General features: G+C 62.9%; 27 protein-coding genes and 1 pseudogene. 20 read left to right on the top strand and 8 right to left on the bottom strand.

Annotated features, from left to right (window positions below; all coding sequences use genetic code 11):
• Positions 1 to 8: 8 nt before the first annotated feature.
• Together DDF70_RS13975 and pepN are read right to left on the bottom strand one after the other, a co-directional pair.
• A complete protein-coding gene (locus tag DDF70_RS13975) occupies positions 9 to 2,282 on the bottom strand; it encodes a PAS domain-containing sensor histidine kinase (RefSeq protein WP_245435487.1) in 2,274 nt (757 codons plus the stop codon).
• A 245-nt stretch (positions 2,283 to 2,527) separates the two neighbouring features.
• Complete coding sequence (gene pepN / locus DDF70_RS13970; RefSeq protein WP_114945472.1) at positions 2,528 to 5,179, bottom strand: aminopeptidase N; 2,652 nt, start codon at positions 5,177 to 5,179, stop codon at positions 2,528 to 2,530.
• A 197-nt stretch (positions 5,180 to 5,376) separates the two neighbouring features.
• Here pepN and DDF70_RS13965 point away from each other — a divergent pair, with 197 nt between their 5' ends.
• The 7 genes from DDF70_RS13965 (at position 5,377) to ybaK (ending at position 12,430) form a co-directional block, all read left to right on the top strand.
• The gene (locus DDF70_RS13965; protein WP_114945471.1) at positions 5,377 to 5,817 is read left to right on the top strand and encodes a VOC family protein; all 441 of its coding nucleotides are present in this window, start codon (positions 5,377 to 5,379) and stop codon (positions 5,815 to 5,817) included.
• A gap of 133 nt (positions 5,818 to 5,950) precedes the next feature.
• Positions 5,951 to 7,438, top strand: coding sequence for a xanthine dehydrogenase small subunit (gene xdhA, locus DDF70_RS13960; protein ID WP_425374079.1), 1,488 nt, complete (start codon positions 5,951 to 5,953; stop codon positions 7,436 to 7,438).
• A gap of 4 nt (positions 7,439 to 7,442) precedes the next feature.
• The gene (xdhB, locus tag DDF70_RS13955; protein WP_114945469.1) at positions 7,443 to 9,773 is read left to right on the top strand and encodes a xanthine dehydrogenase molybdopterin binding subunit; all 2,331 of its coding nucleotides are present in this window, start codon (positions 7,443 to 7,445) and stop codon (positions 9,771 to 9,773) included.
• A complete protein-coding gene (gene xdhC / locus DDF70_RS13950) occupies positions 9,770 to 10,735 on the top strand; it encodes a xanthine dehydrogenase accessory protein XdhC (protein WP_114945468.1) in 966 nt (321 codons plus the stop codon). Before xdhB ends, xdhC begins: the two co-directional genes overlap by 4 nt.
• Before the next feature lie 6 nt (positions 10,736 to 10,741).
• Complete coding sequence (locus tag DDF70_RS13945; RefSeq protein ID WP_245435486.1) at positions 10,742 to 11,227, top strand: nucleoside deaminase; 486 nt, start codon at positions 10,742 to 10,744, stop codon at positions 11,225 to 11,227.
• Between the two features lie 54 nt (positions 11,228 to 11,281).
• Entirely contained in the window at positions 11,282 to 11,938 is a 657-nt protein-coding gene (locus DDF70_RS13940; protein WP_114945467.1) for an urease accessory protein UreE, read from the top strand.
• A gap of 21 nt (positions 11,939 to 11,959) precedes the next feature.
• Positions 11,960 to 12,430: a Cys-tRNA(Pro) deacylase gene (gene ybaK / locus DDF70_RS13935; RefSeq protein ID WP_114945466.1), complete on the top strand. Its 471-nt coding sequence runs from the start codon at positions 11,960 to 11,962 to the stop codon at positions 12,428 to 12,430.
• Positions 12,431 to 12,485: 55 nt separating this feature from the next.
• Here the strand turns inward: ybaK and DDF70_RS13930 are convergent, their stop codons facing one another.
• Positions 12,486 to 12,782 carry a hypothetical protein gene (locus DDF70_RS13930; protein ID WP_114945550.1) on the bottom strand — a complete coding sequence of 99 codons (297 nt, stop codon included), beginning with the start codon at positions 12,780 to 12,782 and terminating at the stop codon, positions 12,486 to 12,488.
• A 219-nt stretch (positions 12,783 to 13,001) separates the two neighbouring features.
• Between DDF70_RS13930 and dusA the strand changes: the two genes are divergently transcribed.
• The 5 genes from dusA to DDF70_RS13910 all read left to right on the top strand — a co-directional run bounded on the left by dusA (position 13,002) and on the right by DDF70_RS13910 (position 17,632).
• The gene (gene dusA / locus DDF70_RS13925) at positions 13,002 to 14,006 is read left to right on the top strand and encodes a tRNA dihydrouridine(20/20a) synthase DusA (RefSeq protein ID WP_114945465.1); all 1,005 of its coding nucleotides are present in this window, start codon (positions 13,002 to 13,004) and stop codon (positions 14,004 to 14,006) included.
• Positions 14,007 to 14,325: 319 nt separating this feature from the next.
• A complete protein-coding gene (locus tag DDF70_RS36570) occupies positions 14,326 to 14,607 on the top strand; it encodes a hypothetical protein (protein WP_162820398.1) in 282 nt (93 codons plus the stop codon).
• Positions 14,608 to 14,666: 59 nt separating this feature from the next.
• Positions 14,667 to 15,467 carry an ADYC domain-containing protein gene (locus DDF70_RS13920; protein ID WP_245435494.1) on the top strand — a complete coding sequence of 267 codons (801 nt, stop codon included), beginning with the start codon at positions 14,667 to 14,669 and terminating at the stop codon, positions 15,465 to 15,467.
• A 723-nt stretch (positions 15,468 to 16,190) separates the two neighbouring features.
• Complete coding sequence (locus DDF70_RS13915; protein WP_205772431.1) at positions 16,191 to 16,712, top strand: hypothetical protein; 522 nt, start codon at positions 16,191 to 16,193, stop codon at positions 16,710 to 16,712.
• Between the two features lie 137 nt (positions 16,713 to 16,849).
• Complete coding sequence (locus DDF70_RS13910; protein ID WP_114945462.1) at positions 16,850 to 17,632, top strand: ADYC domain-containing protein; 783 nt, start codon at positions 16,850 to 16,852, stop codon at positions 17,630 to 17,632.
• Between the two features lie 34 nt (positions 17,633 to 17,666).
• On the opposite strand, the gene DDF70_RS13905 is transcribed toward DDF70_RS13910, so the two are convergent.
• Genes DDF70_RS13905 through cobS form a run of 3 tightly spaced genes read right to left on the bottom strand, consistent with a single transcriptional unit; the run spans position 17,667 to position 19,435 of the window.
• Positions 17,667 to 18,371, bottom strand: a complete 705-nt coding sequence (locus DDF70_RS13905) for a retropepsin-like aspartic protease family protein (protein WP_114945461.1) — start codon at positions 18,369 to 18,371, stop codon at positions 17,667 to 17,669.
• The gene (locus DDF70_RS13900; RefSeq protein WP_114945460.1) at positions 18,368 to 18,583 is read right to left on the bottom strand and encodes a DUF1289 domain-containing protein; all 216 of its coding nucleotides are present in this window, start codon (positions 18,581 to 18,583) and stop codon (positions 18,368 to 18,370) included. Before DDF70_RS13900 ends, DDF70_RS13905 begins: the two co-directional genes overlap by 4 nt.
• Before the next feature lie 15 nt (positions 18,584 to 18,598).
• A complete protein-coding gene (cobS, locus tag DDF70_RS13895; RefSeq protein WP_114945459.1) occupies positions 18,599 to 19,435 on the bottom strand; it encodes an adenosylcobinamide-GDP ribazoletransferase in 837 nt (278 codons plus the stop codon).
• Positions 19,436 to 19,513: 78 nt separating this feature from the next.
• Between cobS and cobT the strand changes: the two genes are divergently transcribed.
• The 8 genes from cobT to DDF70_RS13860 all read left to right on the top strand — a co-directional run bounded on the left by cobT (position 19,514) and on the right by DDF70_RS13860 (position 24,065).
• Positions 19,514 to 20,539 (top strand): nicotinate-nucleotide--dimethylbenzimidazole phosphoribosyltransferase, encoded by a 1,026-nt coding sequence (cobT, locus tag DDF70_RS13890; RefSeq protein WP_114945458.1) that lies wholly within the window; start codon positions 19,514 to 19,516, stop codon positions 20,537 to 20,539.
• Positions 20,536 to 21,039: a thermonuclease family protein gene (locus DDF70_RS13885; RefSeq protein ID WP_114945457.1), complete on the top strand. Its 504-nt coding sequence runs from the start codon at positions 20,536 to 20,538 to the stop codon at positions 21,037 to 21,039. Before cobT ends, DDF70_RS13885 begins: the two co-directional genes overlap by 4 nt.
• A gap of 68 nt (positions 21,040 to 21,107) precedes the next feature.
• Positions 21,108 to 21,746 carry a uracil-DNA glycosylase family protein gene (locus tag DDF70_RS13880; protein WP_114945456.1) on the top strand — a complete coding sequence of 213 codons (639 nt, stop codon included), beginning with the start codon at positions 21,108 to 21,110 and terminating at the stop codon, positions 21,744 to 21,746.
• Positions 21,747 to 21,916: 170 nt separating this feature from the next.
• A complete protein-coding gene (locus DDF70_RS36565; protein ID WP_162820396.1) occupies positions 21,917 to 22,078 on the top strand; it encodes a hypothetical protein in 162 nt (53 codons plus the stop codon).
• Positions 22,079 to 22,158: 80 nt separating this feature from the next.
• A complete protein-coding gene (locus tag DDF70_RS13875; protein WP_114945455.1) occupies positions 22,159 to 22,506 on the top strand; it encodes a hypothetical protein in 348 nt (115 codons plus the stop codon).
• Between the two features lie 174 nt (positions 22,507 to 22,680).
• On the top strand, positions 22,681 to 22,902 hold the full coding sequence (locus tag DDF70_RS13870; protein ID WP_114945454.1) for a hypothetical protein: 222 nt from the start codon (positions 22,681 to 22,683) through the stop codon (positions 22,900 to 22,902).
• Positions 22,903 to 23,054: 152 nt separating this feature from the next.
• Positions 23,055 to 23,846: an enoyl-CoA hydratase-related protein gene (locus tag DDF70_RS13865; protein ID WP_114945453.1), complete on the top strand. Its 792-nt coding sequence runs from the start codon at positions 23,055 to 23,057 to the stop codon at positions 23,844 to 23,846.
• A gap of 12 nt (positions 23,847 to 23,858) precedes the next feature.
• The gene (locus DDF70_RS13860) at positions 23,859 to 24,065 is read left to right on the top strand and encodes a hypothetical protein (protein WP_114945452.1); all 207 of its coding nucleotides are present in this window, start codon (positions 23,859 to 23,861) and stop codon (positions 24,063 to 24,065) included.
• A gap of 35 nt (positions 24,066 to 24,100) precedes the next feature.
• On the opposite strand, the gene DDF70_RS13855 is transcribed toward DDF70_RS13860, so the two are convergent.
• Together DDF70_RS13855 and DDF70_RS39215 are read right to left on the bottom strand one after the other, a co-directional pair.
• The gene (locus DDF70_RS13855) at positions 24,101 to 24,532 is read right to left on the bottom strand and encodes a M10 family metallopeptidase C-terminal domain-containing protein (RefSeq protein ID WP_114945451.1); all 432 of its coding nucleotides are present in this window, start codon (positions 24,530 to 24,532) and stop codon (positions 24,101 to 24,103) included.
• 241 nt (positions 24,533 to 24,773) lie between these two features.
• A pseudogene (locus DDF70_RS39215) lies at positions 24,774 to 25,058 on the bottom strand (hypothetical protein); the annotation flags it as partial.
• Between the last annotated feature and the right edge of the window lie 80 nt (positions 25,059 to 25,138).

Here is a 25,138-nt window from a genome sequence, read left to right as displayed (position 1 = left end):
CGCAGGGCTTACGCCGCCGCATCGGCCAGGGCGATGTCCGCGTTCGTGGCCTCGGTGAGCGGCAGGTGGACGAGCACGATGGTGCCGACGCCTTCCTGGCTTCTGATCCGTAGGCTCCCGCCATGGAGTTCGGCAAGCGACCGGGCGATGGCGAGGCCGAGCCCCGAACCCTTGTAGCTCTTGGAGAACTCGGTCTCGACCTGTTCGAACGGCTGGCCGAGTTTGTGCAGGGCGTGATCGGGAATACCGATGCCGTTGTCTTCCACGTAGATATTGACCGCGTTCCCGGCCTGACGGGTTCTCACCGTGATGCAGCCGCCGTCGCTCGTGAACTTCGTGGCGTTCTGGAGCAGGTTGACGAGGATCTGGTGCAGCGCGCGCTCGTCCGCCGGAACGATGATGTCCTCGGGGTTCACATCGACCGTGACGGAGAGGTTCTTGGCCTTGGTCTGCTCGCCCACGAGCTTGAGGGCGCGCTGGATCGACGCGTGGACTTCGATCGGCTGCTTGGTGAGCGACGTGCGGCCCGCCTCGATGCGCGACATGTCGAGGATGTCGTTGATCACCGACAGGAGATATTCGCCGCTCGAGCGGATGTCGGAGCAGTATTCCTCGTATTTCTCGGAGCCGAGAGAACCGAAGATGCCGCTCTGCATCACTTCGGCGAAGCCGATGATCGCGTTGAGCGGCGTGCGCAGCTCGTGGCTCATATTGGCAAGGAACTCGGATTTCGCCCGGTTGGCGCTCTCGGCCTGAGCCTTTTGGTCCAGGTAGCGTTCCGCGAGATCGGCGAGTTGGTGCGTCTGCGCTTCGAGCTTCTGGCGCGATTGCTTGAGGTCGAGAACAGTGGCGATGAGTTCCTTCTCGGACTCGACGAGACGGTGCTCGTGGCGCTTGAGGGCGGTGATGTCCGTGCCGACCGACACGTAGCCGCCGTCCTTGGTACGGCGCTCGTTGATCTGCAGCCAGCGGCCGTCCTGCAAACGTGCCTCGAAGGTACGCGCGCCCACATCCTGCTGCTCACGGCGCAGGAACTGATGCTGCACTTCTGGCGGGCGTCCGAGCGCCATCACTTCCGCGTAGGACTTGCCCTGGAGCTGCGCATCCGCCGGCAGCTCGTGCAGCTTCTGGAACTTCGAGTTGCAGAGCACGAGGTTGTTGTTGGCGTCCCACAGCACGAACGCCTCGGAGATGGCCTCGATGGCATCGTGCAGGCGGGCGTCGGCCTTTGCGGTCTTTTCTTCGAGGCCGCGTTGCTCGGTCACGTCCACGGCGATACCGACGAGATGACTCGCTGCATCATCCGGATCGTTCATCAGTTCGGCGCGGGCGCGCAGCCAGACCCAGTCGCCCGAGATGCTGCGGATGCGGAACTCATAGTCAACGAGCGACGTGCTGGCCGAGGCAAGCTGCTCGGCCAGCGTAAAGAGATCCTGATCCTCGGGATGGATCATGGTGTTCACTTCACCGAAGGAGAGGAACTCGTCCTGACGCTCGTAGCCCAGGAGTTCGTACATCGAGTCCGACCAGTAGATTCGGCCGCGGCCGATATCCCAGTCCCACAATCCGCAGCGCCCGCGGTTGAGCGCGGAGTCGATCCGGTCGCGCACTTTCTCGCAAACCTCATCGGCTGCGCGAGCGCGGTTCGCCTGCATCACATAAGCCACGCCGATGCCGAGCAGGACCATGATCGTGGCGCCGAGCAGCGAGACATGGCCGATGGTGCGCGTCCACCAGCCGGAGAGAATGTGCGGCATCGGCTGGACGAGCGCGATCTGGCCGGAGGAGGCGTGAAGCGCACGAACGGTCGCCATCCCTTCGGTGCCGCCGGGAAGCTTGATCGTCATGACGCCGGCGCGGTCCGCGAACAGCATCAGGGGCTGCGCCTCGCCGAGGATATCCGTCAGCTTCGCCGGCGCCTCTTCCATCGGCGGATAGACGGCGAGAATAACGCCCGCCGGATCGACGAGCATGAGAGAACGGTTCTGGGTCAGCGCGCTCGGCGGCATGTCCTTCGCCAGACGCTCGAGCTGAGCCGCAGCCTGTACGCGGTCGGACGGTGCACGGGTGGTGCCGAGCTTCGCAGCCGAAAGGGATGCGATGATATCGATGTCGTTGATGGCGTCGAAGAGCGTGTCCTTGCGCCCATCGCGGATTTGGATCCACGCGCTGCCAGCAAGGGTAATAAGGAACAGGACCAGGAGAGCAGGGACTGCAAGCCTCAGCAGAGGCTCATATTGCTCGAGCCGACGATATGCCGGATTCGCGTCCGATCGCGTCACTCCTAGAATCGTACCCGCGCGTGCGGGTACGCATGCGGTCACCGCCCCCGCCATGCGATGCTTCCTCCGGAACCATTTGCGTCCTGTTTCGGAGGACGTGCCGCATCTCTCCGAATCACTAACAATAGAATCTTGAGCGGGTGATTTGTCTAGTTAGTAGAACCCGAAGGTTAATAAAAAATTTCCCATTTTGCTTTCCCCTGGGGAAACCTTGGACAACCGTCTAACCTATTAAGATGAATAGGTTATTTCCCGTTGTTCTCTTCAAGGGTACGACTCACGATATCGCCTACATCGCGGGAAAGATTGGGCTTTTGTGCGATGGAACGAAGGGCCTCTTCCGCATGCGAACGGCGCGTGTTTTCCATCATCCGCCAAGTGCTGAAAGCGGTCAGAAGGCGAGCCGCGAGCTGTGGATTCAGCTCGTCCGTACGAAGCACGATTGAGGCCAGGAAGCGGTAGCCTGCGCCGTCCGCGCGATTGAACTGAACCTGATTGAGCATGGCGAAGCTTCCAATGAGCGCGCGCACGCGATTGGGATTGGCGATCGAGAATGCCGGATGCTGCATCAGGCCTTTGACACGCTCCAGGGTACCGTCCTCCGGAATGGCAGCCTGCAGCGTAAACCACTTGTCGAGCACGAGAGGCTCGTTTCGATAACGATCGCCGAACCTGGCGATGGCCTCCTCGCGCACCGCACCCGGCAAGCTGGTCAGAACGCTCAGGGAGGCGAGGCGGTCGGTCATGTTGCTCGCGGATTCGAGTTGCCTCACAGCGAGAGCTTCGCCTGTGCGCGGGTCGGCAGCAGCGATCAGGTCAAGAGAAGCGTTGCGCAGGGATCGCCGTCCGGCGCTGGCCGCATCGGGGCTATAGGGGCCTGAGGCGGTCAGTGACTCATAAAACCGTCTCAGGTGGTCGATGCAGCTCTGGCCGATGCGCTTCCTCATCTCCGTACGGGCCCGGTGAATGGTATCGGGGTTTAAATCCCGGCCGATCTCCTGCGCGATGTCCGCTTCGCTGGGGAGCGTGACGACAAGCGCTGCGAAGGCCGGATCCTCGCAGGCATCCCTGTCCATAAACGAGGCGAGGGCCGCCGAGAAGGCATCGATTTGCGCGTTGGAGACCTCAGCGCCGGTCGAGCGGGCAGCAAGCAGACGCATGGCGACTGTCTGTGCCGCCTGCCAGCGATTGAAGGCGTCCGTATCGTGCTGGAGGAGGGTCAGCAACTCCTCGTTGGGAAGATCGAGCGATACCTTCACCGGAGCCGAGAACCCTCGGAAGAGGGATGGAACAGGCAGGGACGTCACCCCTGTGAAGGTGATGCTGTCTTCGGGCTTATCGAACAGGAACACGCCCCGCGAGTCCACACGGTCGCAGACGCCGTTGGCCGGCGATTCGTCATGCATCACCAGGCCAAGCGCCACCGGGATCGCCATCGCGTCCTTCTTTACCTGGCCAGGCGTCGGAGGCGTGCTCTGCGCAAGGTCGAGACGGTAGGTCTGGGCGTCGGGATCGTACTGCCCCTTCACCTTGACCCGTGGCGTGCCGGATTGCTCGTACCAGCGGGCGAAGTGCGACAGGTCTCGGCCCGTCACATCGGCGAAGGCGCTCAGGAAGTCTTCCACCGTGGCGGCCGTGCCGTCGCAGCGCTCGAAATAGAGATCCATGCCGCGCCGGAAATCTTCGTCGCCGATGATGGTCTTGAGCATGCGGACGATCTCGGCGCCCTTCTCGTAGACGGTGGCGGTATAGAAGTTGTTGATCTCCCGATACTGGGTCGGGCGGACCGGGTGGGCGAGGGGGCTCGAATCCTCCAGGAATTGCCGCGCCCGCAAGGTCTTCACCTCGGCGATGCGATGCACGGGGCGTGAGCGTTCGTCCGAGGAGAATTCCTGGTCGCGGAAGACCGTCAGGCCCTCTTTCAGGCAGAGCTGGAACCAGTCGCGGCAGGTCACGCGATTGCCGGTCCAGTTATGGAAGTACTCGTGCGCGATGATTGCTTCGATATGGGCGTAATCCATATCGGTGGCGGTCTCAGGAGAAGCCAGAACGTATTTGTCGTTGAAGATGTTGAGGCCCTTGTTCTCCATCGCGCCCATGTTGAAGTCGGACACGGCGACGATGTTGAAGACGTCGAGGTCGTATTCCCGGCCGAAGACCCGCTCGTCCCATCGCATGGAGCGTTCGAGGGCGTCGAGAGCATAGTCGGCGCGGTCCTCCTTGCCGGGCTCCACGTAGATCGCCAGCTCCACGTCGCGTCCGCTCATGGTCGTGAAGTTTTTGGAAATACGGCCGAGGCGCCCGCCGACGAGGGCGAAGAGATATGACGGCTTCGGGTGCGGATCGTGCCAGACGGCATAATGCCTGTGGGAACCTTCCACAGCCCCGCTTTCGACCGGGTTGCCGTTGCCCAGGAGAACGGGGGCGTCATCGCGATCGGCTTCGATGCGGGTGGTGTAGACGCTGAGGACGTCGGGCCGGTCAAGGAAATACGTGATGCGCCGGAAGCCTTCGGCCTCGCACTGCGTGCAGTAATTGCCGCTGGACCGGTAAAGACCCATGAGCTTGGTATTGGTGGTCGGGTTGATCTCGGTCTCGATGGTGAGCGTAAACGGTTGCCGGGGGGGCTGCGCGATCGTGAGCGACTGCGGCGAAGCTTCGAACTCCTCGGCCGCCAGGGTCCGGCCGTTCAGAGCCACGGTCTTCAGGTTCAGCTCGTCGCCGTCGAGGGTGAGCGGCGCATCCGGGCGTCCTTCCGGATTGGGCCTCACGGCCAGGGTGGCGACGACCCGGGTTTCCGTCGGATGAAGTTTGACGTCAAGCTCGACGCGGTCGATCAGGAAGTCACTGGGTCGGTAATCCTCAAGGCGAACAATCGGGTTTGTATCGATGCGCATCAGATACTCGTCTGAAACTGGGTTACGTCGAAAGCTAGGGCCTTGCGGAGGGACCTCCAGTCTGCTTGGAGCAGCATTTGTTAAAAGTCACCTGATCTTGAGCAAATCCAAGGCTTTTTCGGCGCAAGAAAAAGGTACCCCTTGATCTCCTCGACAAATACGCCATGACCTATCCCCGACCCATAGGGAAACTGATCATGGAATATCTGCACACGATGGTCCGCGTCTCGAACCTCGACGCATCCCTCGACTTCTTCTGCAACAAGTTCGGCCTGGTCGAGGTTCGCCGGACGGACAACGAGAAGGGGCGTTACACTCTCGTTTTCCTGGCGGCTCCCGGCGATGTGGAGAAGTCCAAGGACACGAAGGCCCCCTTGCTGGAACTCACCTACAACTGGGACGAGAACGAATACACCGGAGGTCGCAATTTCGGCCATCTCGCGTATCGGGTCGACGATATCTATGAGACCTGCCGCAAGCTGATGGACGCGGGGGTGACCATTAATCGCCCGCCTCGCGACGGCTACATGGCTTTCGTCAAGACCCCGGACAACATATCGATTGAATTGTTGCAGCGCGGCGAGCCGAAGCCTGTGCAGGAGCCATGGGCGTCGATGCCGAATACCGGCACCTGGTAGGTCCGAGCCTCGAAGGCCGGGAAACCCTCTCCCGGCCACGGACGGTCCCGCTTAACGGCGACCTTGGCGAAAAGGTCTTGCTCCGTCATTCTACCCGGCTCACCATAACAAGGCCGGGTGCAACCGGCGGAGGATTACCGTGGTACGAGACACAATCCGCTTCTGGCGGAACGGACAGGCCGTCGAGGTTTCAGGCTTTCACCCGCGCACCACGCTTCTGGACTACTTGAGGCTTCAGGAGCGTCGCGTCGGCACCAAGGAGGGTTGCGCGGAAGGAGATTGCGGAGCCTGCACCGTGGCTCTGGGGCGAGTGAGGGGCGGGCGTATCCGTTACGAGCCCATCAATGCCTGCATCCTGCTGCTGGGCCAGATCGATGGGGCGGAACTCGTCACTGTCGAGGATCTGGCCGCAAACGGGGACCTGCACCCGGTCCAATCCGCCATGGTGGCGCATCACGGGTCGCAATGCGGCTTCTGCACGCCCGGCATCGTGATGAGCCTCTTCACCCTCTATCATGAGGGTGAGCGGCCCTTGAGCCGCGACAGCGTCAACGATGCGCTGGCCGGCAATCTCTGCCGCTGCACAGGTTATCGGCCGATCGTGGATGCGGCTCTTCAAGCCTGCAGCCGGCAGGCCGACGATAGCTTTTCCGCGAACGGCGAGCGCACCGTGCAGCGGCTCATGAGCCTTGCCGATGGGCGCGACGTCTTCGTCGGGAACGAGAGCCGGTTCTTCGCCGCGCCTGCGAGCGAGGCTTCGCTTGCCGCGTTGTATGCACGGCACCCCGATGCAACCTTGGTGGCCGGCTGCACCGATGTCGGCCTTTGGATCACCAAGGCCATGATGGAGATCGAGAAGATCATCTGGCTCGGGCGCGTGGCAGGCCTCGACCTGATCGAGGATTCCTTGGACAAGCTCGGGATCGGCGCGACGGTGACGCATGCGGAGATCCATCCGTCCTTCGCCCGGATCGATCCCGATCTCGGCGAAATCATGCGCCGCTTCGGCTCGGTGCAGGTGCGCGCCTCGGGAACGGTCGGCGGCAGCATCGCCAACGGTTCACCCATCGGCGATCTCGCACCGGCTTTGATTGCGCTTGGCGCAGTATTGGAGTTGCGGCAGGGCGACGCCACCCGCAGCTTGCCTCTCGAAGACTTCTTCATCGCCTATCGCAGGCAGGACCGAAAGCCGGGCGAGTTCGTGCGCCGGGTGATGGTGCCAAAGCTGAATGCCAATGAAGCTTTCCGCGCCTACAAGATCTCGAAGCGCTTCGACGAAGATATTTCATCGGCTCTCGGCGCCTTCAGGTTCAAGCTCGACGGCCGGCGCATCGCGGATGCCCGCGTCGCATTCGGCGGTATGGCGGGAACGCCCAAGAGAGCGGCCGAGACTGAGCGGGCGCTGATCGGGCTGTCGCTCGATGAACCCTCGTCCTGGGGCGAGGCCATGGCGGCGGTCGCACGGGATTACCAGCCCCTCGACGATCACCGGGCATCATCCGTCTATCGCTCCACGGTCGCCCGCAACCTCGTGTTCAAGGCTTTGAGCGAAACGGCGTCGGGTGACACGAGGGCAACCCGGATCGTCGCGCAGCGCGATGCGCTTGAGGCGGCGGAGTAGAGCCATGAACGCACCCGCGAAACCAATCCTGGATGGGGAAGCTCTTCGCCACGTCCGTCGGCCCATAGCTCACGATTCCGGAGTCAAGCACGTCCAGGGCTCGGCACAATATATCGACGATATCCGCGAGCCCGAGGGCACGCTGCACGTGGCCATCGGCCAGTCGCCGAAGGCCCGCGGGAGACTGGTTTCCCTCGACGTATCAGCCGTTCGCGCGATGCCTGGCGTCATGGCTGTTCTCACGGCAGCCGACATCCCCGGCAAGAACGACGTGTCGCCGGCCTTCGGCGACGATCCGCTCTTCGCCGACAAGGAGATCAGCTTCCTGGGCCAAGCCCTGTTCGCCGTCGTCGCGACGAGCCGCGACATCGCGCGTCGCGCCGTCACGCAGGCGGTCATGGACATCGAGGCTGAAACGCCCAGCATCACAGTCGAGGATGCCCTGGAGCGCGGCGAGACCGTGCTGCCGGATTACGCTTACGGCCGGGGCGATCCGCGCGAGGCGATTGCACAGGCACCGCAGAAGCTGGAAGGGCAGTTCCGCGTCGGCGGGCAGGAGCATTTCTATCTCGAAGGCCAGATCGCCCTGGCGGTGCCGGGCGAGGATGGCGACATCCACGTCTATTCCTCGACGCAGCACCCGACCGAAGTGCAGCACGTGGTCGCCCGTGTGCTCGACATTCCCGACGCCTATGTGACTTGTGAGACGCGTCGCATGGGCGGCGGCTTCGGCGGCAAGGAAAGCCAGGCGACACAATGGGCCGTCACGGCGGCTCTCGCGGCCCGCGTGACGGGCAGGCCCTGTAAGCTTCGCCTCGACCGGGACGACGATTTCATCCTCACCGGCAAGCGTCACGATTTCCGCTGCGATTGGCAGGTTGGATTTGACGGCGAGGGGCGCATCCAGGGCTATACGGTCGATCTACTGGCCCGCTGCGGCTATTCGGCGGATCTCTCCAGCGGCGTCGTCGACCGGGCGATGTTCCATGCGGACAACGCCTATTGGATGCCGTCCGTCCGTATCGCCTCGAAGCGGCTGAAGACCAACACGGTCTCGAATACTGCCTTCCGCGGCTTCGGCGGGCCGCAAGGAATGCTCGCCATCGAGCATGTGATGGACCAGATCGCCTGGGCGACGGGACGCGACCCGCTCGATGTGCGCTACGCCAATTTCTATCGGCCGGGCGAGAACGTGACGCCTTATGGCATGGAGGTGGAGGAGACGGATACGCTCCTCAATCTCGTGCGTACGCTTGAGCAGACCTCGAACTACCGTATGCGCCGCGAGGAGATCGCAGCGTTCAACGCATCCTCGCCGATCATGAAGCGGGGCATCGCGCTGACGCCCGTGAAATTCGGCATCAGCTTCACGCTGACGCATATGAATCAGGCGGGCGCCCTGGTCCATGTCTATCAGGACGGTTCCGTGCATCTGAACCACGGCGGCACCGAGATGGGGCAGGGGCTCTACATCAAGGTGGCGCAGGTGGTGGCGGAGGAATTCGGCATCGCCATGGAGCGGGTGCGCATCACCGCGACGACAACCGCGAAGGTGCCGAACACCTCGCCGACGGCGGCTTCCTCCGGCTCCGATCTCAACGGCATGGCGGCGCGCATCGCGGCGGGCGCGATCAAGAAGCGCATGACGGCTCATGCGGCCGAGGCCTACGGCGTTCCGGAGGAGCAGATCGAGTTCCGTGACGACCGGGTCTTCATCGGCAACGAGAGCGTTGCCTTCGACGAGCTTGTGAAGAAGTGCATCCTCGCCCGCGTTTCGCTCTCGGAGGCAGGTCACTACAAGACGCCCAAGATCACCTGGGACCGCGCGAAGGGGACGGGTCGCCCGTTCTTCTACTTCGCCTACGGGGCGGCCTGCTCGGAAGTGATCATCGACACGCTCACCGGCGAAAACCGTCTGCTGCGCGCTGACATCCTCCACGATGTGGGCCGATCGCTCAATCCGGCCATCGATATCGGCCAGATCGAGGGCGGGTTCGTACAGGGCATGGGCTGGCTGACGACGGAGGAGCTGGTCTTCAGCAAGGAGGGACACCTGCTCACGCATGCGCCCTCGACCTACAAGATCCCGGTGGCTTCCGACGTGCCTGCCGATTTCAACGTGGCTCTCTATCCCAACGAGAACCGCGAGGAGACCATCTATCGCTCCAAGGCCGTGGGCGAGCCGCCGATCATGCTGGCGAACAGCGTGTTCTGCGCGCTCGCCGACGCGATCCATGCGCTCGATCCGTCGAAGCCCGTGCCGCTGAATGCACCCGCCACGCCCGAGGCGATCCTGCGCGCCTGCGAGAGCCTGCGTGGGAGGCGGATGGGGTGAGGGTCTGGCGCCAGCTCACTGATTTCGTGGCGCGGCACGGCAGCGCCGCTCTCATCACCGTGCATGACGTGAAGGGCTCCGCTCCCCGGGAGGTCGGCGCTCACATGGTCGTGCGGCCCGATGGGGCCTTCCACGGCACCATCGGCGGTGGGCAGCTCGAATTCCGCATGCTCGACATCGCGCGGGAAATGCTGGCGGCGGGGCGTGGACCCGCGCGGATCGTCGATCAGGCTCTCGGGCCCGATCTTGGTCAATGCTGCGGCGGGCGGGTGAAGATCCTGATCGAGACATTGGACAAGCGGGACCTCGAAGACCTCGAGCCCCTCCTGGAGGCTGAAGCCGGAGGCGGAGTGTTCGAGGTCGAATGCCGGATGGAGGACGGCCGCGTACGCCGGGAGTTTTCCTCTGCCGTGGGCGACGATCATTGGACCGGATGGCGAGAGATTCATGGCGAGGTCCGCACGCCCGTTCTCATCTTCGGCGCGGGGCACGTGGGCCGCGCGCTCGTTCTGTCGCTCGCACCCCTACCGTTTGCGGTCCGCTGGCTCGATGACCGGGAGGACGTCTTTCCCGCCCACATTCCGGGGAACGCACAGGCGGTTCACATGCGCGATCCGGAGGCCGAGATCGCTGAAGCTGCGCCGGGCTCCCTTATTCTGGTCATGACCCACGACCATCCCCTCGACATGGCGATCACCGCGGCGGCCCTCCGGCGGGATTTCCCGTATGTGGGCCTCATCGGCAGCGCCACGAAGCGGGCCCGCTTCGAAAAGCGCTTCCGGGAGCTGGGGATGCCCGAGGGCAAGATCCGCTCGCTCGTCTGCCCCATCGGACTCCCCGGGATCGTCGACAAGGATCCGGCCGTCATCGCAGCCTCCGTGACGGCGCAACTGCTGCAGGTTCGCGAACACGGCAGTATCGAGCGAAATCTCTCGCCTCCGGCCCCCTCAAACGATACATAAGCTTCCATGAGCACCATGAAGACCGAAGATCAGCGCTACCTGGGGCGCGCCATCGAACTGTCCCGCGAGCACATGGACCGGGGAGCCGGAGGTCCGTTCGGCGCCGTGATCGTGCGCGACGGCAAGGTACTGGCCGAGGGCTGGAACCAGGTGACCTCCTGCAACGATCCGACGGCCCATGCCGAGGTTACGGCGATCCGCCGCGCCTGCGAGGCGATCGGCGATTTTTCCCTGGAGGGCGCCACACTCTATACGAGCTGCGAGCCTTGCCCCATGTGCCTCGCCTCGGCCTATTGGGCGCGGGTGAGCCGGATCGTCTTCGCCAACACCCGGAAGGATGCGGCCGATATCGGCTTCGACGACAGCCTGATCTATGACGAGATCCCCAAGCCGATCCCCGAACGCATCCTGCCGATGGATCACCTGCCGAGCCTGGAGGCCCGCGCCGTGTTCGACGCTTGGGCGGACAAGGAAGATAAGATCTCCTATTAATATCCGGCCGCGCCTCTTATCTAAGCCTGACCCGACATCTACCTGAGACAAGCCATGCCCCGCGTCACCACCATCGTCCGCAAGCCCGCCGTGAAGGCCGACCGCGTCGTCGACACGATCAGTCTCGACCATGAGGCCCGCAACCGCCGCCATGGGAAACTGAGAGCCGAGGGCGGAACCGAGATCCTGCTCGACCTCGACATGGAGACCACCATCAATGACGGCGATGCCCTGCGGCTCGAGGACGGACAACTGATCCAGGTGAGGGCGGCCGCCGAGCTCCTGCTGGAGGTGAAGGCCGAGAATCCCTTGCGCCTCACGCGCCTTGCCTGGCATCTCGGCAGCAGTCACGGTTTGGTGGAAGTCACGGCGGACGCTCTTTATGTCGAGAACAATCCGGCCGTGGCCGAGCTGGTGCGCGGGCAGGGCTGCACGGCGACTCCCGTCGAGCGGCCCTTCAAGCCGGAGCGCAGCGCCCATGTCTGCGACCACGACCACGACCACCACCATGGGCATCATCACCATCATCATGGTCATGCTCACAGCCACAGCCATAGTGAGAGCCACAGCCACGCCCATTCCCAGAGCCATGAGCATCATGACCATGGGCACGATCATGGCCATAAGCACGATCATCACCATGACCACGCGCATCACCACGAGCACGGCCATGGCTGCGGTCATGACCACGGTCACAAGCACGATCACTGATCGGCGCTAAGCTTCAGGGCCATGTCCAAGACGACCCGTGCGACCCAGGCGCTGCAGCAGGCAGGCGTTTCCTTCACGGTTCATGCCTACGAGTATGACCCGAACGCGGAGCGCATCGGCCTGCAGGCGGCCGAGGCCATGGGGGCGGATCCGTCGAGCGTGCTCAAGACACTGATGGTGCTGGTGGACAACAGGCCTGCCTGCGTGATCCTTCCTTCCGACCAAGAAGTGAACCTGAAGAAGCTCGCTGCCACTCTCGGCGGCAAGGCGGCTCAGATGATGAAACCGGCGGATGCGGAGCGCATCACCGGCTACCACGTCGGCGGCATCAGCCCCTTCGGCCAGAAGAAGCGCGTTCCGACCGTGCTGGAGCAATCGGCGTTAGCGCATGCAGATGTGTTCATGAACGGCGGTCAGAGGGGGCTGCAGGTCAAGCTCAGTCCGCGCGATGCGGCCTCCGTGTTGGAGGCAAAGGTTGCGGCGGTGATCTAGACCTCTGCTCGGAGATTTTGATGCGGAGAGGCGAGGCCTCCCCGCATGGGACAGCTTATTTGCGCTGCGTGGTCGTTCCAGTCGAATCCGTGGGTAGCTTCTTCTGATGCCCGGGAGCGTAGCCCGAGGCGCCGGAGCCGCTCACCGAACCGGTCGTGTCGTTCTGCATTCGCTGGCCGGGAGCCGCGCTCGATGCACCGGGGCCCGTCATGGTGCTACGGTCCTGCTGACCCGGAGCGTATTGTGAAGCGCCGTTCGACTTCGTGTTCGTCCCCGACGATTGTGCGTAGCTAGCCGTCGAAAGGGCGAAGAGCAGAGCTGCTGCGCAGGAAAGTCCAAGTGTCTTCTTCACGTTATGGCTCCAATTTTCGGTGTACGACTTGGACGTTGGAAACGAATTCTGATGATGGATGTTCCAAAGATTATGCATATTGAATTTATACATTGATGAATGAAAGTTCATCTTTATGGCCGCACAATGAGCGACACTTAATTGGTCCTATTTGCCTTGAGGCTGCCATCACCATATGAAAGGGCCCTTCCAAGCCCCGAACTCGCTGTTTCGCTGATAATGACGGATAAATTTTTCACCGTGGCCCCGATGATGGACTGGACTGACCGGCATTGCCGTGCGTTCCACCGCGTCCTGTCGCGCCGGGCGCGTCTCTATACGGAGATGGTCACCACCGGGGCCGTGATCCATGGGCCGCGCGAGCGACTGTTGGGTTTCAGCGAGGCAGAGCACCCCGTGGCCGTGCAGCTTGGCGGATCCGATCCGAAGGATCTGGCGCAGGCGGCCCAAATCTGCGCCGATTTCGGCTACGACGAGATCAACCTCAATGTGGGCTGCCCCTCCGATCGGGTGCAGAACGGACGCTTCGGGGCCTGCCTGATGCAGGAGCCTGTGCTCGTGGGCGAGTGCGTGGCGGCCATGAAAGCGGCCGTTTCCCTACCGGTGACGGTGAAGTGCCGGATCGGTGTCGACGATCAGGATACGGAGCAGGCTCTGAACCGTCTAACGAACTGCGTCGTAGAAGCCGGCTGCGACGAGCTGACGGTCCATGCCCGCAAGGCTTGGCTGAAGGGACTGTCGCCGAAGGAAAACCGGGACATTCCGCCTCTCGATTACAACCGCGTGTATCGCCTGAAGCTGGCACGTCCGGACCTCTCCATCGCCATCAATGGCGGCATCAAGACGTGGGATGAGATCCATGGGCATCTGACCCATGTGGACGGCGTGATGCTGGGCCGCGTGGCCTATCACGAGCCCGAGATTTTGCTCGGCGTGGATCCCGAGTTGTATGGCGAGGAGCCGCCGGTGGCCGACGGCTTCGAGGCCGTGGCGGCGTATGAGCCCTACATTGCGGCTCAACTCGCGAAGGGTGAACGGTTGAGCAACATCACCCGCCACATGCTCGGTCTCTTCACCGGCCGCCCCGGCGCACGCGCCTATCGTCGTCATCTTGCGACCGAGGCTGTGAAGCCTGGCGCAAACCTGCAGACCCTGCGGGATGCCGTCTCGCATGTCTCGCGCGAGGTTCCGGCCCCATCTATGATGGCCGTAGCGGGCGCTTGAGGCGCCCTCCCAAGTCGATACCCGCTATTGATCGTAGAAGTGCTTGCTCCAGCAGGACTTCTTGACTGATATCAGGCGTTCTCCGGCCACTGCCGAACGGTACTGATGGCAGTGGCCTGCAATGCTCAGGATCGAGATGTGGCGCGATATCGGGGTTGTCATCATCGATTAAAGGTTGTGGGACGGCGCAACAAGGGCGTGAAAGCATTAAGAAAACACGCCTAGATTGCTTTACTATAACATTTCATTTTATAGGATCCTTAACGGATGGCTCCGCTCGGAGTCCTCACATAAGAAGATGCGCTAACAGAGGTTAGTTATGAAAATCTTCCCTAAACCAGCATCGTTCTCCCGGATTGCGCTTCTTTGCGCTGTCCTTGGGGTTTCCGTTGCGACACAAGCTCAAGCCTTTTTCCCGGACGACGAGGAGCGGCCACCGCCGAATGGCCTCAATGGCAGCAGCTTGAATGGTCTCACGTTGAATGGTCTCACCCTGACCGGCCTAACTGTGAACGGCCGTGATGCCAAAGGCCACACCTTACAGATCCTTGCGCCTCATGCCGTCGCTCTGCCGAACGGAGAGCGCGTGGAACTGCGCTGATCGACTCTTCCCGAGAGGAACGGCCCCTTCGTTTCTGACGAGGGGGTCTTTCATTGTCGATGCGTCATTTCCTGTCCTGCTGTCTTCGAATGGGCGCCTTGCTCGCCGTCCTTGCCGTCCCCGCGGCTGCCAGGGAAGGGCGCTTCGCTCTCGATGACCTGGATCTTGTGCTTCGCTTGAGCGACGGAGTTGTGCTCAAAGGCGATGCCCTGATCGGCCTGACACTTATGGCAGGTCAGGTTTCGAACGAATTCGAGATCCGCATCGACGACATCGTTCGAGAGGGCCGACTCGCCAGTCGTGGCATTGCCTTTTACCGCATGTCCGTGAAGGACGTTGTGACCGGAGTATCTCGGCCCTTGTGCGAAGCCGACCCTGATGGCGAGCGCGCGGCCTTTGTCTTTCCGGATGGAGCGGGAAGCTTTTCCATCACCTGCACCAGCGGTGCAGAGGGCAAGTGCATTCTCTTCGGTTATCTGCCGTGGGAGACCAGGGATGGCATTCCCTTGCGCGATCTGCATCGGGCTTGCATCCATATGCTGCGGGCCGATTACGGAGGCGACAACCGTCCCTCGACCCGCAACGGCACGGCCGTGAACGTCTATGATCGTCTGGGCATTCAGCATCCCGATTCAGCGCCGGGTATGGACTTCGAGGCGGCCTGGGGGCCGGATGGGGCCATCTGCGTGGCTCACACGCGGATCGCCGACAATATCAGCCTGGAGGAATTGGCCGAACGCTATCCCCAGTTGCGCGGAAAGCTGGGGCCGCATGTCTGTTCGGAGGAGGCCATGCGAGCCGATCCTCGGGCGCTGCTCTTCAACCAATCCACTCTGACGTGGCGTAGAGATAAAAAGTAACGAGCATCCAACGGATATCGGGCGGTCCTGTGACTCGGCCAGGTCGTCTTCGTAGGCGGTGCCTGTTGTAGCGCTGTAGCGAACTTGAGGCGCATGTCGCACTCGCTCGCTCTCCTCAAGTCGATCTCACCATCATCTCAATTCGTGCCTCGCCTCGCCTCGTCGGGGCCTTTTTGTCGGCCGGGCATGGGCCGAGCCGGTCTCCCCCGCTTTCAAAGGGCTGCCGTGCGCCGCGCCGGCTCATCGTCCAGCCGCGACGGGGCCGCTTTGGAAGAAACGATGCCTCGAACTGCCCGTAGAGCATCTCTTAAGAAACTCGCGGTACGAGTTCGTGCCACAACGAGCGGGCGAACAATCCGATTTTGCAGGATGACGGCTGCGTTCCTTGTTGCTGACGGGGAGGCAGGAGAGCATCGGATCGATCGCTCGAACGAGGCGCCGTTAGGAGATATTTGGTTCCACATGAGGTGGGGGCAGCAAGCCTAACCTAAGGTTATTCCTTCAAAAGAGATTCAACGGTAAATAAATTCTATTCAATCTGTAATGGAATATATTTAAAGCTTTCTCAACTGACAATGTGGCGCAAAGTAAGCTTTGCAATTGTGCATTAATAACGTTGCATTATGCGCTTTGAAGTAAGGTTATTACGTGTATCTTCCTCTGCGTGAACAGGCGAACTGCCGCTGAGTCACTTCGCAGAAAATGCAATCTAAGGGGATAAATATGCGTTTTAAGTCTTGCTTTCCGATTATTGCCGTCGCATTCGGCCTCTCGGTAGCCTCTGATGCAAGTGCGGTTGAGATAGCGAACGGCCTGAGCACGAACGGCCTGAGCACGAACGGCCTGAGCACGAACGGCCTGAGCACGAACGGCCTGAGCACGAACGGCCTGAGCACGAACGGCCTGAGCACGAACGGCCTGAGCACGAACGGCCTGAGCACGAACGGCCTGAGCACGAACGGCCTGAGCACGAACGGCCTGAGCACGAACGGCCTGAGCACGAACGGCCTGAGCACGAACGGCCTGAGCACGAACGGCCTGAGCACGAACGGCCTGAGCACGAACGGCCTGAGCACGAACGGCCTGAGCACGAACGGCCTGAGCACGAACGGCCTGAGCACGAACGGCCTGAGCACGAATGGTCTCAGTACCAACGGACAAGATGCCAAAGGCATCGTCGCTTCAGGTATGCAGCTCGAAGCGGTGATCCTGCAGGATGGTTCGGTCTTCCCGATCGGCCAATAACCTCTTCGCTTTGTATCCTGCAGCCTCTCAAACGAGAGGCTGCTTCCATTTCAAAGTCCGATTCATCACTCCACTTGCGCCTGAGCTCTCAGGATAAGGTCGGATAGCGATGAGCCAGGCCCTCAGGGTTCATTTCGATGCGCGCCAAGGTGCTTTCGCCCTTCCTGTTGTTCATCCTGCACGTTTTCGTCTTCTCTCAGACTGCCCTTGGCGAAGGTGTCAGGCTTCAGGCCGATGGACCGGAGCTTGTGCTGAGCCTGGACAATGGCCGGATCCTGCGGGGCGACACTCTGGTTGGAATCAGGTTCGTTCTGACGGGCCCCGATGGAGCGATTCAAGTGCGGATCGACGGTGTCGAAGAGGATAAGGCGGCCACAGGCGGACCGCTTCTGCTTTACAGCCTATCGGTCCATTCTCCGGAGGGAGAGGAGAAGGGATCGTTCTGCTCATCCGATCCGCAGGGACGCCGTGTCGGCTTTGCGATGCCTGACGGCTCGGGCGGCTTCAGCTTCACCTGCACCAGCGGTGCGGAAGGCAAATGCGTTCGCATGGGCTACCGTCCCTGGGACACCCGCGAGGGATTGCCGTTGAAGGAGCTGCATCGGGCGTGCGTGCATATGCTGCGCGCCGATTACGGTGGGGATGATCGGCCGACGACGCGCAACGGCACATCCGTCGATATTTTCGACAGGTTCGGCATTCAGCGATCGGAGAAGGCGGATGGTATGGAATTCGAAGCCGCCTGGGGCCCCAACGGTGCGCTATGTGTTGCCCACCCGCGCATTGCACAGAACGTCACGCTTGGAGACATCGCCGCGCGCTATCCTCGTTTGACCGATCAGCTGGGACCGAGGAATTGCAGCCTCGAGATGATGGGGGCGGAGCCACAGGCACTGCTCTTCAACCATTCCTATCCCTGAAAAGCCGGGAATTCCTATCTGCCTTGGCACCACATCAAGAATTTGTCCCAGCCCGCAGAATGAGGCGGTTGCCGCGGACCTCGTAAGAGCCCAGCCGTTCGAGAAACGTCATTCCGAGGAGGTTGGCGTGAAGCACGCCTTCGCGTGCGATCAGCGCGCGCACCTTGCGCTCGGTGATTGGGCCGATGGTCAGACGGTCGATGACGATCGGGGCGGCGAGGGCGCTCCCGTTGGCGGTCGCGACAGGAACGGAATAGTCGAGATTGTCCAGTTTGAAACCGAGCGCTGCGGCGTTCTCGGCGCGCAGGACGACGGTGCTGGCGCCCGTGTCGAAGATGAAGCGCGTTTCGTGGCCGTTCACCGCGCCCTGCACCATGAAGCTCCCGTCCGTCCGGCGCGCGGCCACCACCTCGCCCTCCGGCGTGACGACGGTGCGGCCGACCGCAATGTCTCCGATGGCCCGGTCGATCACGGCCTGCAATTCTCCGCGGGATGCGTAGGTCACGAGCAGCGCGACCAGGATGCCGCCGCTGATCGCGATCGTTTGAATGCCGTAGGTCCAGTGGCGGGAGAATGCTTCGACGATCGAAGCCGACATGAGCATGCACACGCCGCCGAAGGCCAAAAGCCCCGAAGCCTCCAGGGCCGAAAACTCTCCGACGGAATCGTTGACGAAGAGCCCGACCAGAAGAGCGGCCAGGAGAAGGAGGAGGCCTGCGCCGCGAATGCCCGGCATCATCCCGCCTTGTCGGGTTGGGGTGCGAAGGGCGATTCGATGGCGAAGGCCTGGCGCATCCGTTCCGGCAACTCGGCCATGATCCGCTGGCGGTCCTCCTCGCTCATGCGGTACCAGCCCGCGATCTCCTCGCGTGTACGGCCGCAGCCCTCGCAGAGGCCCGTTTCAGGGTCGAGCATACAGACGCGGATGCAGGGGCTGGAAACGCGGGTCATCTCACCTTCATGTCGTCACGGGCGGATGGCGGTCAAGAGGCCGATCAGCGCAGCAATCTCCGCCACCTGCTGGGCGGCGCCGATGACATCCCCCGTCTGGCCCCCCAGGTGCCGCGATGCAAAGGCGGTGAGCGCAAGGCCTGCGAGAGCCGAGAGCACCAGCATCAGGGCGATGCCGGATGCGGGTAGGCCCAAGACCGCTCCAAGGACGACGGCAAGTCCCCCGGCAATCCCCGCCGCCAGCCAGAACGTCTCCCGGGCCGGCTGCCCGACTGCCCGGGAGACGCCGTCCCGGCGGGCCGGGGGGAGGAAAACCAGGGGAATCAACCCCGCCGTGCGAGATAGGGATGATGCGATGAGAATCGCCGCCATGACGGCTCCGGCATCGAGTCGGGAGGCAAGGGTGGCGAGCGCCCCGATTCTGAGCGCCAGGGCCAGAAAAAGCGCCGAGGCGCCGAAGGAGCCGATCCGGCTGTCGCGCATGATCTCCAGACGCTTCTCGCGAGTCGAGCCGCCAACGCTGTCAGCGATGTCGGCGAGCCCGTCCTCGTGAAGGGCTCCGGTCGTCATCACCATCGTGGACACCGACAGCATGGCGGCGAGCCAGGGGCCGAGATCGAGCAGCAGGGCCAAGCCGAACAAGGCTGCCGGCAGAAGGCCGATGATGAGTCCCCCAAGCGGGATCATGCGCACCAAACGTGGAAAGCTCGGCAAGGCGTAGGCATCGCGCTCGAAAGGAAGGGGCGGCACCGGCAGCCGGGAGTAGAAGCGCAGGCAATGGGTCAGATCGGCCGCAGCCGCCCGCCAGCCGCCAATGGTCGCGGTCTCATCCCGTTCAAATTGCTCCGACATGCTTCACCCCGCGTGCATGGATCGTTATAGGTCACGCCTCTTCGTGTTCTGCAATGCCCCTTGGGGCCGGAGCCCTCCATGTCTGATGCCGTGTCCTCACCTTTCGACGATATCCGCCGCCTGATCACGACCATGCCCGGTCCTGACGAGGCCGCCGTCGAGGCCGTGCAGGCGCGCGACCGGCAGCTCACCAAGCCGGCCGGAAGCCTGGGGCGCCTGGAGCGGATCGCCGAATGGCTGGCTGCCTGGCAGGCGAAGCCGACCCCCACCGTCGACCGTCCGCTCGTCTGCGTCTTTGCGGCAAGCCACGGCGTGACGGCCAAGGGAGTTTCGGCATTTCCCTCGGAGGTGAACCGCCAGATGCTGGAGAATTTTGCAGCCGGCGGGGCGGCCATCAACCAGATCTGCGCCGCCTATGGCCTGGGCTTCAAGGTCTTCGACCTCGCCATCGACATGCCGACCGGCGACATCACCGAGGCTGATGCCATGGACGAGAAATCCTGCGTCGCCACCATGGCCTTCGGCATGGAGGCGATTGCCGGCGGCACCGATCTGCTTGCCATCGGCGAGATGGGCATCGGCAACACGACGATTGCGGCCGCCATCTACACGGCGCTTTACGGAGGGTCGGCCGAGCACTGGGTCGGGCGCGGCACCGGGGTGGATGACGAGGGGCTCAAGCGCAAGGTCGCGGCGGTGGAGGCGGCCATCGCCCATCACGGCGACAACCTGAAGGATCCGCTCGAAGTGCTGCGCCGCCTCGGCGGGCGCGAGATCGCCGCCATGGCGGGCGCCATTCTGGCGGCGCGCCTGCAGCGGATTCCCGTGATCCTCGACGGCTATGTGGCGACCTCCGCGGCCGCGGTCCTTCACGCGATCCATCCCTCGACCATCGATCACTGCATCGCCGGCCATCTGAGTGCCGAGGGGGCGCACCAGGATGTGCTGACCCGCCTCGGAAAGGTGCCGCTCCTGGCTCTCGGGATGCGGCTCGGTGAAGGGTCCGGCGCGGCTCTGGCCGCCGGCCTCGTGAAGGCGGCGGCGGCCGTCCATCGGGACATGGCTACCTTCGGGCAGGCGGGAGTCTCCGAGCGCCTGTCGTGAGGTTCCGGCGTCGCCGCTCCCGCTCGAGCGGCATCACCTCCCTGATCGTCGCGCTGGCGCTCGCCGGCGGGGCCGGGCTCGCGATGAAACCGAACGGACGCTCGCTCGAGGGCAGGGCCCAGGTGACCGATGGGGATACGATCCGCATCGGCGAGACCCGCATCCGCCTCAAGGGGATCGATGCGCCTGAGATCAGGCAGCAGTGTTCCCGCTCCGGGCGTTCCTATTCCTGCGGCGAAACCTCACGCCGGGCATTGATCGATCTCGTCTCCGGCGAGACGGTGCGCTGTCGCGCCGCCGGCCGCGATCGCTACCAGCGCGTTCTCGCCCGCTGCATCGTGAACGGCCTGGACATCGGCGCCCGCATGGTGGAGGACGGTTGGGCCGTCTCCTATGGGCGCGATTATGATTCCGAGGAGACCCGCGCCCGCAACCGGTCAGCCGGGCTCTGGGAGGGGAACTTCGAGCGTCCGCAGGACTGGCGCCGGCGCAATTCGTGAGGGGAGCGACCTCGTGTCGTTCCCGCCATCACCTCCTCAGCCAGGGCTGGCGGCCCCATCTGACAGGCATGAATCCCTCGCCGAATTTCGAAGACCTCGCCGCGCAACTGAGAGCCTGCCGCATCTGCCGCGATGCGCCGCGCTTTGGTGCGCCTCTGCCGCACGAGCCGCGGCCGATCATCCAGGGCAGCGCCACGGCGCGGCTGTGCATCGCCAGCCAGGCGCCGGGGACCCGTGCCCATGCCAGTGGCGTTCCGTTCGACGACCGCTCGGGCACGCGGCTGCGCGATTGGCTCGGCCTCGACAAAGGCACCTTCTACGATCCGGCCAAGATCGCCATCGTGCCCATGGGCTCCTGCTTTCCGGGCCAGGACGCCAAGGGCGGCGATCTCGGCCCGCGGCGGGAATGCGCCGAGGCCTGGCGTACGCCACTCTTTCAGGCGCTCCCCAATCTCGATCTCATTCTGCTGATCGGCCAATATGCCCAGGCTTGGCATATGGGCGAGGATTTCAGGGACGGGCTGACCGAAACGGTCCGGCGCTGGCGTCAAATCCTTGCGAGCCCGCAGAAGCCCCGCATCCTGCCTCTGCCGCATCCGTCTTGGCGCAACAATGGATGGCTCAAGAAAAATCCCTGGTTCGAGGCTGAGCTTCTGCCCGTTCTTCGAGACGAAACTCGTGCGATCCTCGCAAGGGAGACAGGGTGAGGAAATAAAACTTGGACGAAATATTTTAGAACATCAGAAAATATATGGTTTTATTTTTATGAATATTTTGGAACTAAAGTTAAGCTATTCTGTTGTCAAAATATAATTCAGGTAATTTCATGCCAAATAGCCCCGGACATCAGAGCGGTTACATTTTCGCGGGACGCCATATGCGCGAGGTTCAAGCCAAGTGGGACCGACTGTCCATATCCGACCTCGCGAAGATCAAGACGAAAGCCGAGCTGATTCAGCGTGTGCAGGAGCAGTACGGTCTGCCTCCTGAGGTCGCGGCCCGGGATGTCGAAATCTGGGATGCGGAACGGCGCCTCTGAGCGAGCCGGCCCGTGGTTATGTCGCAGGGACGAACGACCGGGCAGGCGCAGCCTGCGCGGACTTCAGGAAGGAATGGCCCATGAAAGCTCACCGCTTTGCTGTTGGAGATCATGTTCTTTATACGGAGCAGCGTTTCCCTCACGTCGTTTGCAAGCAGCCATACACGATTATCGGCTGCCTGGATTCGAGACGCTTCGAGCCACAGTACCAGATACGATCCGCCATCCGGCCTCATGATTGCGTCGCGGGCGAGGATGAATTGAGCCGCGATGCGTCGCCGGTGAGCGCCTTTAGAGACGCGGATGTCCCAGGTATTCTTGATGGGACCGGCATGAACGAGCCCGCCAATCTCAATCTTGTTCCCTGGATGAGTCTGCCGAGACGGGTCCAGCACAAGAATGAGCATGCTTACCCGCTCCGGCACTGACATCCATGATCGAGCGTGGTTTCGTTCTGACTCATAATGGATCGAACTCACGCATTCTCGACGGTGCTCGTCGCCGTTTCGGGTTTCGGCTTCGTCTTATGGTCGTTCTCCGACCCTGAAGCATCCCATTGAACGTCTGTGGCACACCACATTCGAAACGCGAAAGGATCCCCTGTGTCCGAGTACCTCTACGCACGCGGGCAGCATGTGACATTCACTGCCAAGCGCTTCGTCGGCCCTGCCTGGACCGGTGCGTTCATCGTCACCAAACTCTTGCCCTCGGGCGGTGGCGAGCCCCGGTACGAGATAAGAAGCACCGGCGAAACCTTCAGTCGCGCAGCTTTGGAAAGCGACTTGAGCGCCCGTTTCGAAATCCTGCAGCCGACCGATCTTTGACGCGGCACGGCAAGTGAACGGCCGAGGTGCTTCGGGTTGTCGACCGGGCTAATCCGCTTCAACATCCTTCCTTAGTCTGAACCGGGCTTTTCCGGGTTTTCGGGTCCGAGATCCGTACTATGTTCGAGCTTGAGGACATGGAGCTGTAAGGCATGAGCCCGACGACCCTGCGCTGCACCGTCGATGGATCGGTCGCGACGATCACGCTGGCGCGGCCCGAGAAGATGAACGCGTTCAACGCCGACATGCACGCGGAACTGAGGGACGCGTTGGATCGGTTCGAGCGGGACGAAGCGGTGCGCGTGGTGGTGCTGACCGGGGAAGGGCGGGCATTCTCCTCGGGCCAGGACCTGACGGTCGATCTGAAGCGCGACGGGCAGGGCCGTATCGACCTCGGCCCCGCGCTCACCCGCGATTACAACCCGCTGGTGCTCAGGCTCTCCAATTATCCGAAGCCGACCATCGCCGCCCTGAACGGCCCGGCGGTCGGCGCCTCCATGAACATCGCGCTCGCCTGCGACATCGTCGTGGCGGCCCGCTCGGCCTATCTGCAGGAAGCTTTCGCCAGGATCGGCCTGATACCGGACGCCGGCGGCACCTGGATCCTGCCGCGCCTCGTCGGGCCCAAGCAGGCGCTTGCCCTGATGATGAGCGCCGAGGCGATCCCGGCCGAGGAAGCCCAGAGGATGGGGCTCGTCTACAAGGTGTTCGACGACGCGTCCTTTGCGGTCGACGTGGCGGCCTTCGCCGCACGGCTCGCCGAGGGGCCGGGGCTCGCCTATCGCCTGACCAAGCAGGCGGTAAAAGAGAGTCTGGCGAACGATCTCGAAACCCAGCTCGATCTCGAAGCCCGGCTCCAGGCCGAGGCCGGATCGAGCCGGGATTTCATGGAAGGCGTCGCGGCTTTCCGTGAGAAGCGCGCGCCCCGGTTCGAGGGACGATAAGGAGAAAACCCGATGCGCCCCACCTACTGGATTCTCGGCCTTGCCACGTTGAGCATCGTGATCGGGCTCTTCATGTCGCGCGATCCCGAGCGCGCCGAGCGCCTCAATCAGATGTACCGGGACGCGGCTCTGACAGGCGAGACGCGTCAGCTGGTGATCATGGGCCTCGCCGTCGCGATCGGTGCCTTCGTCGTCTACCTGACGATGACGCGGCGCTGACGCGCCGCGTTCGATCGATCGGCACGCTTGGCGTCTCAGACGACGAAGAAATCGAGGTTGGTGAGCTTGAGGTTCTTCGGCAGGGTGGCGACCTGGATCGCCTCCTTGGCGCCGGTGCCGTCTGGATCGTAGAACAGCGCCCCGGTCTTCTTGTTGTAGATCACCCGATCGTCGCGGTCGTGCGCCGCGCTGCCGACGAAGAACTCGCCCTTCTTGAGCACGCCCTTCTTGGCGATCTTCGCGAACACGCTTTTCGCCAGATGGATGGTGTCGTCGGCCACCACGAAGTCGAGGATCCGGTCCAGGTTCTGCTTCTTGTTGAGCGTGTTGGTCTTCGCCAGCTTGGCGTCGAACACGAAGATGTCCGCTCCGGCCCCGCCGGTGAGCGTGTCGTTGCCCAGCCCGCCGGAGAGCCGGTCGTTGCCGCCATCGCCGACTAGTGGGTCGTCTGCCGTCGGGTCTGGCATTCTGCTGGTGCCTGTGATTTCGGCTGGGGCAGCGGTTGGCTGGTACAGGCTCCGGAACCGCCAACGCGATGGATCTGCTCCGTCGCGCAGCGCCGGCGCCGCTGCCGGCGCTGCCGTTCCAGACAAACGGTGTCGGCTGCGCATTCCAGCAGCGTGCCGTCTGCTCGAACCAGATCCCGATCTCGTCGGAACTCTGCGGATGCTGTCCCGCGAGCGCCCGCCGTTTGAGCACGCGCTGGATCGACTCCGCCATGTTGAGCCAGCTGCCGGCGACCGGCGTGTACAGCGGCATGACGCCATGCGCACACAGCCACAGCACCAGTTCAGGAGTCTTGTGGCCGGTAAGATTGTCCCACACCAACAGCAGCCGCAGCGGCGGCACCTCCTCCGGCAAGGTGAAGCACCGGCTCAGCCCGGCCTGCCAGGCCTCCCACGCCGCGTGCGTGAGAGCGGGATCGGCGACAGCTGGGGCGGGCAACTCCGCCAGGATCGCGCTGAGACGCTCGCGCAGCCAGGGATGCAGCACCGCATTCGTACAGTGCTCGGCCGGCTGCAGGCGCACCTGGCCCGAGGCGGGATGGAACAGGGTCAGGATCTTGGTCGTGC

Source organism: Microvirga calopogonii (assembly GCF_003347665.1).
In the GTDB taxonomy this organism is placed as follows: domain Bacteria; phylum Pseudomonadota; class Alphaproteobacteria; order Rhizobiales; family Beijerinckiaceae; genus Microvirga; species Microvirga calopogonii.
This window is presented reverse-complemented; position numbering and strand designations above follow the sequence as displayed.